15 protein-coding genes and 1 pseudogene are annotated in these 11,987 nt (G+C 47.4%); 14 read left to right on the top strand and 2 right to left on the bottom strand.

Annotated elements, in window-relative coordinates:
- Window positions 1-273: 273 nt before the first annotated feature.
- Window positions 274-1,011 (top strand): DNA alkylation repair protein, encoded by a 738-nt coding sequence (locus U8U01_RS16305; RefSeq protein ID WP_322176553.1) that lies wholly within the window; start codon window positions 274-276, stop codon window positions 1,009-1,011.
- A gap of 43 nt (window positions 1,012-1,054) precedes the next feature.
- On the opposite strand, the gene U8U01_RS17375 is transcribed toward U8U01_RS16305, so the two are convergent.
- A complete protein-coding gene (locus U8U01_RS17375; RefSeq protein ID WP_331678472.1) occupies window positions 1,055-1,120 on the bottom strand; it encodes a hypothetical protein in 66 nt (21 codons plus the stop codon).
- Window positions 1,121-1,597: 477 nt separating this feature from the next.
- On the opposite strand from U8U01_RS17375, the gene U8U01_RS16300 reads away from it, so the two are divergent.
- From U8U01_RS16300 to U8U01_RS16240, 13 genes are all read left to right on the top strand, one after another.
- Window positions 1,598-1,894: a hypothetical protein gene (locus U8U01_RS16300; RefSeq protein ID WP_322176550.1), complete on the top strand. Its 297-nt coding sequence runs from the start codon at window positions 1,598-1,600 to the stop codon at window positions 1,892-1,894.
- 131 nt (window positions 1,895-2,025) lie between these two features.
- On the top strand, window positions 2,026-2,289 hold the full coding sequence (locus tag U8U01_RS16295) for a P-loop NTPase family protein (protein ID WP_322176547.1): 264 nt from the start codon (window positions 2,026-2,028) through the stop codon (window positions 2,287-2,289).
- 2 nt (window positions 2,290-2,291) lie between these two features.
- On the top strand, window positions 2,292-3,191 hold the full coding sequence (locus tag U8U01_RS16290) for a hypothetical protein (protein WP_322176544.1): 900 nt from the start codon (window positions 2,292-2,294) through the stop codon (window positions 3,189-3,191).
- Window positions 3,185-3,496 carry a hypothetical protein gene (locus U8U01_RS16285; RefSeq protein ID WP_322176541.1) on the top strand — a complete coding sequence of 104 codons (312 nt, stop codon included), beginning with the start codon at window positions 3,185-3,187 and terminating at the stop codon, window positions 3,494-3,496. Before U8U01_RS16290 ends, U8U01_RS16285 begins: the two co-directional genes overlap by 7 nt.
- Window positions 3,497-3,509: 13 nt before the next feature.
- Entirely contained in the window at window positions 3,510-4,091 is a 582-nt protein-coding gene (locus tag U8U01_RS16280; RefSeq protein WP_322176538.1) for a hypothetical protein, read from the top strand.
- Between the two features lie 11 nt (window positions 4,092-4,102).
- The gene (locus U8U01_RS16275) at window positions 4,103-5,401 is read left to right on the top strand and encodes an ABC transporter permease (RefSeq protein ID WP_322176535.1); all 1,299 of its coding nucleotides are present in this window, start codon (window positions 4,103-4,105) and stop codon (window positions 5,399-5,401) included.
- Window positions 5,402-5,665: 264 nt separating this feature from the next.
- A complete protein-coding gene (locus tag U8U01_RS16270; protein ID WP_322176532.1) occupies window positions 5,666-6,130 on the top strand; it encodes a M56 family metallopeptidase in 465 nt (154 codons plus the stop codon).
- The gene (locus tag U8U01_RS16265) at window positions 6,099-7,715 is read left to right on the top strand and encodes a hypothetical protein (RefSeq protein ID WP_322176528.1); all 1,617 of its coding nucleotides are present in this window, start codon (window positions 6,099-6,101) and stop codon (window positions 7,713-7,715) included. Before U8U01_RS16270 ends, U8U01_RS16265 begins: the two co-directional genes overlap by 32 nt.
- Window positions 7,716-7,725: 10 nt before the next feature.
- Window positions 7,726-9,591 (top strand): ABC transporter permease family protein, encoded by a 1,866-nt coding sequence (locus U8U01_RS16260; RefSeq protein WP_322176527.1) that lies wholly within the window; start codon window positions 7,726-7,728, stop codon window positions 9,589-9,591.
- A gap of 793 nt (window positions 9,592-10,384) precedes the next feature.
- The gene (locus U8U01_RS16255; protein WP_322176524.1) at window positions 10,385-10,696 is read left to right on the top strand and encodes a helix-turn-helix domain-containing protein; all 312 of its coding nucleotides are present in this window, start codon (window positions 10,385-10,387) and stop codon (window positions 10,694-10,696) included.
- 193 nt (window positions 10,697-10,889) lie between these two features.
- Complete coding sequence (locus U8U01_RS16250; protein ID WP_322176522.1) at window positions 10,890-11,051, top strand: helix-turn-helix domain-containing protein; 162 nt, start codon at window positions 10,890-10,892, stop codon at window positions 11,049-11,051.
- Window positions 11,038-11,226, top strand: a complete 189-nt coding sequence (locus U8U01_RS16245) for a hypothetical protein (RefSeq protein ID WP_322176519.1) — start codon at window positions 11,038-11,040, stop codon at window positions 11,224-11,226. Before U8U01_RS16250 ends, U8U01_RS16245 begins: the two co-directional genes overlap by 14 nt.
- A 152-nt stretch (window positions 11,227-11,378) precedes the next feature.
- Window positions 11,379-11,678 carry a helix-turn-helix domain-containing protein gene (locus U8U01_RS16240; RefSeq protein ID WP_322176516.1) on the top strand — a complete coding sequence of 100 codons (300 nt, stop codon included), beginning with the start codon at window positions 11,379-11,381 and terminating at the stop codon, window positions 11,676-11,678.
- 201 nt (window positions 11,679-11,879) lie between these two features.
- Here the strand turns inward: U8U01_RS16240 and U8U01_RS16235 are convergent.
- Window positions 11,880-11,987 (bottom strand): annotated as a pseudogene (locus U8U01_RS16235) (IS5/IS1182 family transposase); the annotation flags it as partial.

Raw genomic sequence — 11,987 nt, 5'->3', positions numbered from 1 at the left:
AGGCGCAACGCGGCTTGTAGCTATGCTTATAATATCCGCAGGATATTTCAGTAGAGCCAAAACTTGCAGAGCAAGTTTACAAATCGCCTTGGCGATTTGGCAAGGCGCAACGCGGCTTGTAGCTATGCTTATAATATCCGCAGGATATTTCAGTAGAGCCAAAACTTGCAGAGCAAGTTTACAAATCGCCTTGGCGATTTGGCAAGGCGCAACGCGGCTTGCAGCTATGCTATAATGATAACGTGGGTATTACCCCACAAGGAGCAGGTGAAGATGAAACATAAAGACTATTATAACGATGGGTATATTTTTGATCTTTCTCAAAAAATGCTTTTGGTAATGCCTGGATTTGATGAAAAAAAGTTTCGTCATTCTTTGATAGGAAAATTGGACGATAAAGAACTGTTCGCCAGGCTTGACTGTATGGTGGACGCTATGGAAGAAAGTATGGCAGGCGATTACACAGAGATCATCCGGGGATTTTTTGATATGCTGGGGCCCCCGTTAGAAAAGCCAGAGGGGATGTTTAAATTGGGCTGGTGGTTATGGCCGGTTGGAAGATATGTGGAACTGCATGGAAATGAGAACTGGGTTTTATCGCTTTCCTTTTTGAAAGAATTAACGAAAAGATTTACCGGGGAGTATGCTATCCGCCCGCTATTACAAGAGCATCCGAAAGAAGTGATGGACGAACTCATTCGGTGGACAGAGGATGAGAATGTTCATGTCCGGCGGCTTGCCAGTGAAGGGGTTAGAAACAGGCTGCCCTGGTCGCCAAGACTGTCAGTCGCATTGGATGAATTTGAAAGATACAGCACCATTCTTACAAAGCTGAAGGATGACCCGGAAAGATTTGTTCAAAAAAGTGTTGGGAATAATCTCAACGACTTGTATAAGGACGCGCCGGAGAAAGCAGATTTTATTATTGCACAGTGGGAGAAGATGGGCGAGAGCAAGGCCCAGGACTGGATCATTCGGCATGGGAGAAGGAATCAGAAAGGAAAGCGGTAAAATATGCCGCGTATGGATATGCGGTCTGCCCGGCACGGCCTTTTTAAAGGGAGATACCCATAATCATGCTGTCGAGCATACCTTGCAGCGCGGTAACGGGGGTTTTCAGTTCATGGGACGTGGCCGCAGAAAATCGACCTTTGCCGCCTCCGCCTTGCTGGCAAGGCTGTTTGTTGCCATAGCATCTTTGACAACCTGAATTTTTGTTATAGCACGACCACCTCTTCCTGTTACTATACCACCGGTGTGTGCTACCAATGTGAGTTTTTGCATGAAAAAGATGGCGCGAAGGGAGAATACAAGATTTTTGGAGTGATTGGCCCAGGGGAAAGGGGGAGGCAAAGGGCTATCGCTTGAAAAAAACAAGCAAGATAGTGCTTGACATCCACCTTTTTGTTTTGTAAAACAGAATCAAATAAGGAGATAGAATCTCCAAATAAGTTTTTGGAAAGCCAAATTTGAAACAAGAGGGGCTACAAGATGGAAAAGGAACTGTTTAGTAAGGGTGAAGAAACGCTGATGGAGTTTCTTTGGTCCCGGGGGGGAGCCGATCAGCTTTGCAAAGATCACAGAGCAATGGGGCGGCATGGTCTATACCGAGCGCCACTTGCGGTTTATCCTCAGTTCTCTGGAAGAAAAAGGCGCCATCGAATGTTGCGGCGTGGAATCTAGGGGGCGTAAGTATTCCCGTGTATACCGTTGCCTGATTACCAAAGAGGAATACTACGCCCGTATGCTGGATATGAAAGCGGTGTCTTTTCCAAGGTTGCTCCAGGTTGAAGCGGTAGCCCTGGCAAAGGTCAACAATAAGAAAAACCTGGAAGAGTTGATTTGCACCTTAAGGGAGATTATTGAGGAATATGAGGATGGAAAGAAGGAGTAGAGGTGGGCACACTTTTTGCCAATCTTACTGTTTTGGAAAATGTGGCATATCCAATGAGAGTTGTGCACGTTCCTATTAGGCGTGCCAAGAGCAGGGCAAAAGAAATTCTTGATTCTGCGGGACTGGGCTGTTTGGATGTGCACCAGTGCCCGGCCATGCGCGCAGGCGGCCGGCAACAGCGGGCCTCTATGGCCAGCGACGCGGAAGTCCTGCTTGCGGATGAACCTACCGGTAATCTGGATTCGGGGAATGGTAAGATGGTCATGGGCTTGCTGAAACGGCCGGCAGGGGAGGGGAACCGCTGCATGATTGTGGTTACGCATGATATGGGGACCGCTGCCAAGGCCGATGTGGCCTATCGCATGAAGGGCGGGCACATCACAAAGGAGGGCTGACCATGTTCGTATTGCAGGAAACCGCTTGGCAGTTGTTTCGCAATAAAGGAAGAACCATTATACTGTTACTGGCCTCGGCTATGTTGGCAGGGTGCATGGCGTTTTACTTGGGGAACATCCGCGCTAGTGAAGAAACATTAGAGCAGTTAGCAAGATCCACGCCTGTTCAGGTTGATGTGACGAATAGCCGGGGGGAATTCGGCTTAGGGATAAACATCGAACCCATACGCTGCGACAACTTTATATCCAACCCATACCTTGAGGCGCTCAGAACAGTGATTTACGCGCAGGGGGCCTATGGCGTGGAGGCCAGGGCAGCAGAACACTTCTCTGGAGGGGACTGCACGACCACCGGGGTCAACTGCTTGGCCGCTATCTGGATGCCGGACGGTGAATTCACCTATATGGATGGGTACGACGAAAGCTTTTTAACAACCGAACAACCACTTTGCCTGGTGGATAAAGAATTTGCCATGAATAATGGGATAGAGGTGGGCAGCGAAGTCAGCTACTTAATTTATATGCTGCAATTCGACCAGTATGGGACGAATTTTGCCCCTTTGGGTGAACACTGCCTGAAGGTAGTCGGCACGAGCCACTCGACCCTAAACCCCCAGCAGTTTATTGTCCCTGTAGGCTGGATGCGTAGGACTGCGGAGGAGCAGGACATAGCATTTGTATACAATGATGTATCCGGCCGGATGAAGGATCCCAGACAGCTTAACGAGTTTAAAGAAGGCATTATGGAGATGTCATTCCTTGAACCAAACCCGGATGCTCAGGATCAATTCAGTGGCATAAGCATTGTTGTGGATGATGAGCAATATATCGCGTCTGCGGAGAAGTTGGGGCAAAACATTATGCTTTTCAGGAATTTTCTGGCGCCTTTTTTACTTTGGTAATTGGGCTGATTGTGTTGGCAATTTTTCTGATCATGCGAAGTTCCCGGCGTGATATCGCCATTTCAAGTTCTCTGGGACGGCCAAAGTTCTTAAGTGCCCTGGCGAACTTCTTGGCGGCTCTTTTCTCTGAAACAGTAGGGTGTATCCTGATTATTCCGGTAGCAGTGCTGGGCACAGGCCTTTCCATAGGTGGCGCGCTAATCATATGCGGCGTATTTTTGCTGTGTGCTTGCATCGGAAACGGTTTGGCGTTGGCTTTGATCCTGCATTTTGATACCTTTGCTTTGCTGACCGCAACAGAATAAGGAGGGGGAAGTCATGTTTGGATTGAGCTTAAAACAGTTGTTTCGGCAGCCAGGCAAGGCGGTTTTATTCTTCCTGTTGATGGCTGCAAGTACCGCGCTGATTGTGATTGGGGCTATTATGTCCATTGAAAATTCCCGGCGCATTCAAATCGTAGAGGATACGTACTCGACTGTGGGCTATGTGGAGCAGCTACCAATTAAAACGGATACGGAAACGGTGGTTGATCCCTGCTATGGGGTGTATACAGATTCTGCTCCTGCGTATGGGGCGTTTCTCACGGTTGATGTACTAGATTTTCCCGGTGCAGCGTATGTGCAGGAACCGGAGTACCGGCCTTACTATATTTCCTATCTTCCGCAAATGCGGCATAGCGATATCTGGTATAACCGCCGGCATATTCTGGAATTTACGCCGTTGGAATCAAGCACCGGAGAGGATGGCCCGGTAGAAGTCAAAATCACAAAGGTGTTGCAAAGCAATATGGATCCTGCGCACGCTACTTCAGCCGACGGCCATACCGACCAAACCTTGCAGGTTGGTGACATCATCCCTCTTTGCCAGCATGGAGCCGGTTCGCCTATCCGCTTACGGTAGGCGAATGTTATGTGAGCACAGTCATCCTTTCTGGGGAATGCCCAGCGCATGGGTTTGAGTACCAGTCGTATATAGCACCGTATTCCAGCCAGTATGGCCGTGAAGAAAACGCGGTGATAGTAGGGGATTTACAGACAGAACGAGCCAGAGGCGCGGTAGCACAGGTATCCGGCGCGGATTTCTATGAGGAAGGTCATCCGGGGTACAGGTATGTTTTATGGGCGGAACAGTATGAGATGGAAGATTATCTATTCCTTACCACAGGAACGAACAGCCTGAACCTGTTACCGTCCTGGCATGAAGAAAAGGCAAAGGTGGTTGCAGGAAGAAAAATATCTGCGGAAGAATTTGCAGCAGGCGCGACGGTCTGTATGGTACCTGATATGCTTGCCGGCCCAAACCAACTGGAAGTAGGCGATAAAATAAGCCTGCCACTGCTTTGCGTATGTTATAAGGACATGGGTTCTTCCCTGGGACGGGTGCCGTATGACTTCAGCCTGCTGAATGCGGAGGGTGAATTGTATGAACTGTTCTGGGAGCAGGCGTATGAAATAGTTGGCATATACAACGCCGGAGGGGACTTTACCCATGATATGGTTGACGATATGCTCATTATCCCGGCCAAATCGGTACAGGCCAGCGACAATGAAAATATTGCCTGCTATGAACCCATGAGCAAAAACACAGTATCTTTCCAGATACCAAATGGCAGTATTGCGGAATTTGACACCGCGCTAAAATGCGTCGTAAAGGAAACGGAAAATCTTGCTATTTCCTATGATGACCGGGGGTATGCAGAGATTATACAATCTTTGGAGGCAAGCAGAAGTATTGCCTTTTTGCTCCTTGCTGCCGGTGTTTTGGCGGCATTAGCCATCATAGCCCTCCTGCTTTACTTTTTTGTAGTGAAGGAAAGAAAACGTACTGCTATCGAGCGCAGTTTGGGTATGAGCAAGCGCCAGTGCCGGGTTTCGTTACTGGCGGGCCTATTGGTCCTCACGATTGCCGCGACTGGTATCGGAAGTATAGGCGGGGTTTTGGCGCTGGATCAAGTGCAGGGGGCGGAGGCAAAAGGGGAAACGGTGGAACAAGCGAACAGCCGGTTTACCTATGATACCCGGTACAGTATGTGGGCCGAGGGCAGAGAATTGGCTGAAAATGTGGAAATTGAGGTGGCAGCCCCCGTTGCTGTTTATTTTGCCGTGCCGCTGGGGGTCTTTCTTCTGGTGCTGGTGCTTTCACAGGTGCTCCTGTACCGCAGTTTTCAAATTGACCCAATTCATTTATTGAGTACCAAAGATAAGGGGTGAGTAGCGTGCATATCACCATATTCACTGTGATTGTGGCGGTATTCTTCGGTACAGTGCTTGCCCTGGGACTTCATGGCCTGAGAAAAAAAGAGCCCTTTTTGCGGATATTTGGCATACGGGTAGTGCTGTTTCTATATCTGTTGTGTATGCTGCGAATGGCGCTGCCGGTTGAATTCTCTTTGGCCGTCCCGGTGGGAGTAACGGTGCTGGATGGCCTGGTGAATATACTACATATGCCCTGCCTGAATCCCCAGTGGAAGGAATGTGGGAAAGCTGCTGGCGTTGATCTGGACGGCAGGAACAGTTCTTTTTCTGGTTGCCTTTTTAGTGTGGGAGACCTGTATCTCCTATCAACTGCGAAAGCGCGCGGGGATTCGGCACGAATACGCGGAACGGATTCTGGAAACGGTGAAGGCCCAAGCGCCCCGCAGGCTGGATGTTCCGGTTCGCGTGTATAAGCAAGGACTGGATTTGCCCATAGGGACTGGGCTTATCCATCCACAGATATGCCTTTCCAATAACGAGTATGAGCCGAAAGAATTATACTATATCCTTAAACATGAATATACGCATTTTTGCAATCGGGACTTACAAATCAAATTTCTGGTGCATATGTACTGCTGCCTGTTCTGGTGGAATCCGGTAGTCTGGCTGCTGAAAAAAGGATATAAATCAGATATTGGAGATCAAATGCGATTTGACCGTTACGAAAGCCTTTTCCCACCGTGAGAAAACAGAGTACCTTGCGGTGATTCTGCGATCCATCATGGCAGTGGGCCATAGGGTCCCTTATGTTTCCCCGTTAGGCACGCCACTGTTTGCCGCCGGTTCAGGTCAAGAATTGGTGGAACGGTTCCGGTTGATCACAACCCCTGGTAAAAAGCTGGCAGGCTGGTGCATAGCCATATGCATTACATTTTACGTACTGCTATTGGCCGGATCCTATTTCTTCGTGTTCCAGCCAACTAGTTATGTTTTGGTGGACAGGCAGAACGCTTTCCCGAATAGCAGGATATGGGAGTTGTTAGCGCTGCTGGTATGCGGTGGCTGCTGGTATTCCGGCATAAGAATCGAGAAAAAGGGAGTGGGGGAAACGGTTATGTTCCTGCTGACTGAAATACAGTACCGGCTTTCCCGTGCGCTGGGGAAAGCTGTAATCCTGGTGCTGGCAGCGGTTATGCTGGTGATTAGCATGGGGGCGTATATGGGCAATCTTCAGGCGCAACAAACTATGTTGGATCATTTGGCCGACAGTATTCCAGTTACCGCTAGAGTGATGAACCGTGCCGGAACACAAAGCACCCGGATATTCATCGATACGGAGCGATATGACGTTTTAACCTCTTTGAATGTGCACGATATACGCTGTACGGCCGGAGCAGCCGGCGGAGTAGCCGGTAAGTTTGTCCAGGCAGGCCATGAGCCGGGTGGCGATATGATGATGCGTGCAGCCAACTGCGTGAAAGCGATACCTGCACTCTCTATAGACCGTATGGCTTATGGGGATGAATATGGCCCGGGATTCCTTTCGAGCAATCAAGCTGCCTGTGGGATCTCAGAGCCGTATGCGCAGAAAATGGGAGTAAGGCTGGGGGATTATATGATCTTGCCGGTCTACACGTTGACTTACTATTCTTCCGGCGAAGAATATACCTATATCGGTGACCATGCCTTGCAGGTTGCAGCCATTTATCCATACAATGAGGTTAACGGCGAACGCACGCCGGATATGGTTGTGCCCGCAGCCTGGCTCCGCACTTCTGCTGAACGTGCCGGAGAACCATTCTATTACAGTTCTCTGTCTGTTAATTTGGATGATCCGTTGCATTTGACACGGTTCAAGGAAACCCTCATCAACTTAGGCTTTGTGCAGGCGGGGAATTCTAGCGGCTTTGGAACTTGCGACGCCATTTCCGTTGAGGATGAACTGTTTATTAAGACGGCCGAGGATTTGCGCGAAACCTTGAAAATATACCGGGGATTCCAAGTGCCGTTTTTCGGGTTGGTAACGGGAACCGTCATGCTTACTGTTTTTCTGGTACTGCGGAGCAGCCGCAAAGATATAGCGATTGCCAGTTCAATAGGAGAGGGTAGGTTGCGGATCAGCTTTGTGCATTTTTCCAGCACGGTGTTGACCCAAATGCTGGGCGGTATGCTGGCCAGTGCCATATTGGTGGCCTATGTGGGTATTACGGTGAGCGATTCATTGTGGATATTATCCGTGTATCTGCTTTGTGCCAGTGTAGGGACAATGCTAGCCATCCTGCAACTCATGCGATTTGACACACTCTCGCTGCTGACACAGAGAAACTAAGGAGGGCGCTATGTTTATGACCAGCATCAAGCAATTATTCCGCAGACCGGGACGGGCGCTGCTCTTTTTCCTGTTGATTGCGGCCGTCACAGCTTTGTTGGTCTTTTCTGCGGTCAGCATGGTGAAAACGAATTTGCAAATTGATGCGGCCGAGAATCAGTTTACCACGATCGCGACTGTGACCCAGCACTGGCAGCAGGGGGATACGCTCCTACGGGCAGATATGTTGGATTTCCAAGGCACCGAATATATAAACGGCCCAGAAACACGCCCTTTCCTGCTGGCGTATAATCCCGCATTACACAGTACAAGCGACGCGTATACTGCCGACAGCATCCATATTGTAGTGTTTACCCCACTGGAAGACTGTACCGCTTTGGAGCAAATCGTAAAGGTTGAAATTCAGGAGGCTATGTATAACAAATACGATGCGGTTGGTTCCCATATTATGGGTTATAGTGAGCAGGATCTATCACCCGGTAAGGTGGTTCCTATCGTTCAAAAATTTGACCTGACACCGCTTGAAGTGGGAAAGACTTACATTGCAAATTTGAGTTTTACCATGCATATGCTGGACACAGGGAGTGGATCGGAAAATGAGGGTTATATGCCGGTACAAGGCCCTTTTACAACGCAACACACGGTCAACGGACAGATAAAGGGAGGTAATTCCACTATCAGCCGGAATACCCGTATTGATGAAGTGACAGACGGCTTTTGGGGCGAAGGCGGCCGGGGCCAGAACTGGCTTAACTGGATTAGGGCACTGCAATTAGAAAAAAGCACTTGTCCCCTGGCTGTGGCCCCCACAGAGAGCGTAAACCTAATCCCTGCCTTTCACAGCAAACAGGCATTTATTTCTTCAGGGCAGGAGATCAAGCAGGAAGAGTTCCTCCAAGGAGCAAAAGTATGCGTGGTTTCCCATGAACTGCTTACCCGAAATGTCTTAAAAATTGGCGACAAGATCCGGCTGCCCATGAGAGTGGCGCTTTACGGCTTTATTCCAACCTGGTTTCGTAATTTTCACTTTAATTTGGATTATTCATTTACTCCGCTGGATGCGGAGGGAAAGTTGTATGAATCGTTTTGGGACGAGGAATATGAGATCGTGGGGGCGTACAAACAGGTGGGTGACGGCTTAAATGCGCTCGATTATGATACAATTATAGTTCCCACCAGTTCTATCGGGATAGGGTGGGAAGATCACATCGCTTACTATCAGCCCATGAACGGCATGGATACCTCTTTTCAAATACTTAACGGGAAAATTGCTGCGTTTCATACTGCTCTGAATCGGGCTGTACCTGACGCGGCCAGGCTGGAGATTGTTTATGATGACAATGGGTATGAGGATATGATTGACAGCCTGAAAAGTGCCAGACTGAGCGCCGGGCTACTGCTGGGGGTGGGAATCTTTTCCGCGCTGACAGTTGTAATCTTGCTGCTCTACTTTTTCGTGGTGAAAGAGCGTAGGCGAACTGCGGTTGAACGCAGCATGGGCGTATCCAGGCATGGGTGTAGGGTTTCTCTGCTGGCAGGGATTTTTGTTTTGACATTGCCGGCAGTAATTCTAGGTAGCTATGGGAGTTGGCTAGCTATGGAAACGAAATCAAATGTGTCGCATGATATAAAAACGGAAATCCCTCCAGACAGCATGGAAACAGCCTATTTCAGCAGGGACTTCAGCTTATGGGCTGAGAACGAACATAGCGAAACAGATATTTACCTTGACCGTGGTGCGAATTCTGTTCAGATTATGCTTTATATTGTTGTACCGTTGGGGATCCTATTGATTGTACTGATTCTTTCAGCGGTCATGACAAATTACAGTCTGCGTATTGAACCTATCATGTTACTGGGTGGGCAGAATGAATAGTTGATACCGATTCGAAATGTAGGCAATGATTTCTAAGTTTGCAGTGCTAAATACCTATTCCGTTTGGTTTTAGCGATGGTACTCCACACATGACTTATCCTTATGGGGGGCTGGGGAAAATATTAATTGATACAGTCGCATTATACAAATAGCTTGAAACTGCTACAATAGAGTTATAAACCTGCTTGGCCCCGGCCGGAAAGGCAGTGAATCATATGAGCGCACTGACAGCAGAAAATATCACCTACATATACCAGAGCAAATACCAGGTGGTTCGGTTTATACATAGTGTGGCGGCTATGTCATCTTGCGTAAAGCTGCAGGCCATGCATATGTGTTTTTTCTTGAAGTTTATTCACCCCTTTTTTGTATAGACTAGGACAGAAGTGATCCCCTGAACTTAGTCCTGTTTCCGGCGTTTACTCACCCCATAATGCGCCCCAACTTGGGACATATTATGGGGGAAGAACCTGTACAGTACCGGCCGTCTTTATCTTCTGGCTCACCATTCCTTATCACAATGTACAACTCCACGGCTGTAAAGCTCCGTAATGGTAGCGTTCAGCCTTTTTCTATACCATCCAATTCATGTTGTGGTATCAGCGGTGGCCGAAGAAACCGTAGGCTATATATGCGGTATTTTTATTTCCAAAAATTCAATCTAAAAGATTTGAATTTCTATATCTCAAATTATACGAGTTTTAACCTCGCGCACCAGCACAAATACATCCTCTGACTTCGTGAATTTCTCTACCCTACGGAGTACAATCTATTACAAAGGGAGGTGCTCACAATGTATGAGGATTTCTTTCCTATTCGGTTAGCAAGACTAAGAACACAAAAGGGAGTTTCAGCCAGGGAGATGTCACTCTCACTTGGGCAGGCTGATAATTATATAAGCAGCATTGAAAACAAGAAAACTTTTCCGTCTATGCAGAGTTTCTTCTATATCTGTGAATATCTCCGTATTACGCCACAACAATTCTTCGACACAGAAACAAAGTATCCAGCTAAAATAGATGAACTTGTGGAGGCGGAAAAGCGCTTAAACGAAGAACAGTTAGAAAATGTAATCGCTATCACAAAAGGACTTGGGCAGAAATAGAGTAGAACTGTGGAGCCATATTTCTGTTTTTGTGACTTTGGTTGGCGTAGTTTTATTAATTATACCACAAGGCTACAAAATTCGCGAGTTGTTTTACTTTTGGGTTCTACAAGACTCTTTTTGCTTGCTCTGGGCTTTCTGTATACTATATAGTACATATAAGCGTACTTTTAGGCTACAGGGAGAAAAGCATATGGAGAAATTTGCACTTGGAAATCGGATTCGTGATGCACGCAAAGCTCGTGGGCTGACCTCGGAGGAATTAGCTGAACTTTGCGGAATAGGGGCCGTTCATATTCGTAAAATCGAGGCTGGAACAAAACTCCCCAGTATGCCTCTCTTTGTCAAACTATAGTAATGCTTTGAAAGTTCCCTCAAAATTCTTGTTACAAGACAGTGTTGAAAGTGATACGATTGACCTGCATGGTACTTGGGGCGATAAGATGAAACAGTTACCAGCGGATCAGTCTAATTTTGTGAAAGACCTTTTAGATATTACGTTTTCCTACCTTCACGATGCAGCAAGATAAAAAGCCAGAAGTTTTGCTGATTAGAAAGCGGATATACAAAGCTAGAGATGGATTTGTTTTATCTTAACATGGCTTGTCAAACATTGCAATACAAGTATTTTAGAAAAGCCCTTCAGATAGGTCATAATCTCTTTTAGAAAGAGGTGTGGCCTATGTTTGCAAATCAATTAGGGTTTCTGCGGCGCAGCCAGCAGCTTACACAAGAGCAGTTGGCAGATAAACTAGGGGTAACAAAACAAAGTGTCAGTAATTGGGAAAATGGGAATATCATGCCTTCCGTTGAGATGCTTGAGAAAATTGCCGGTTTTTTTAATGTGAGTGTAGATTACCTGTTGGGGCGCAATGTGTTTGAGCAGGGCAGCCTTTCTGTCATTGATGTTACGAGGCTGACTGCGGACGAAATTTCAAACATTAAGCTCCTTGTTGATGATTTACGGGAACACAAGATTTGATTACCCCTTGCCCTCCTTGTAGTTTTAGAAATTCCTCAACAAAATAGTCCATTCTTTTTACCATCTTAGGCAGTGCTGCTTTTGGCACTGCCTTTGTTATGCTTTCTGACTTAGCCGCAAGGCCATGTTGACCTCATATAGGGATTATATCCCCTTAACAAGAAAGATTATAATCCCCATACTAGATAGTGTCTACACGAATTAAGTACGGATAGCAGCCCAAATAGCGATACAACGGACGTGTACCGCGGCGATAAAAGCATCCGAGGTTTTGGCATAACGAGTGGCAATACCTCTCCAACGTTTCAG

Origin of the sequence: Acutalibacter caecimuris (assembly GCF_034335085.1) — a bacterium.
In the GTDB taxonomy this organism is placed as follows: Bacteria; Bacillota; Clostridia; order Oscillospirales; family Acutalibacteraceae; genus Acutalibacter; species Acutalibacter caecimuris.
The sequence above is the reverse complement of the archived record's forward strand: the minus strand, read 5'-3'. Positions and strand labels throughout refer to the sequence as shown.

Excerpts from the sequence above, each read along its gene's own strand:
- U8U01_RS16305 (WP_322176553.1), top strand. The coding sequence starts at position 274 with ATGAAACATAAAGACTATTATAACGATGGGTATATTTTTGATCTTTCT.
- U8U01_RS16280 (WP_322176538.1), top strand. The coding sequence starts at position 3,510 with ATGTTTGGATTGAGCTTAAAACAGTTGTTTCGGCAGCCAGGCAAGGCG.
- U8U01_RS16300 (WP_322176550.1), top strand. The coding sequence starts at position 1,598 with ATGGTCTATACCGAGCGCCACTTGCGGTTTATCCTCAGTTCTCTGGAA.
- U8U01_RS16240 (WP_322176516.1), top strand. The coding sequence starts at position 11,379 with ATGTTTGCAAATCAATTAGGGTTTCTGCGGCGCAGCCAGCAGCTTACA.
- U8U01_RS16250 (WP_322176522.1), top strand. The coding sequence starts at position 10,890 with ATGGAGAAATTTGCACTTGGAAATCGGATTCGTGATGCACGCAAAGCT.
- U8U01_RS16290 (WP_322176544.1), top strand. The coding sequence starts at position 2,292 with ATGTTCGTATTGCAGGAAACCGCTTGGCAGTTGTTTCGCAATAAAGGA.
- U8U01_RS16260 (WP_322176527.1), top strand. The coding sequence starts at position 7,726 with ATGTTTATGACCAGCATCAAGCAATTATTCCGCAGACCGGGACGGGCG.
- U8U01_RS16255 (WP_322176524.1), top strand. The coding sequence starts at position 10,385 with ATGTATGAGGATTTCTTTCCTATTCGGTTAGCAAGACTAAGAACACAA.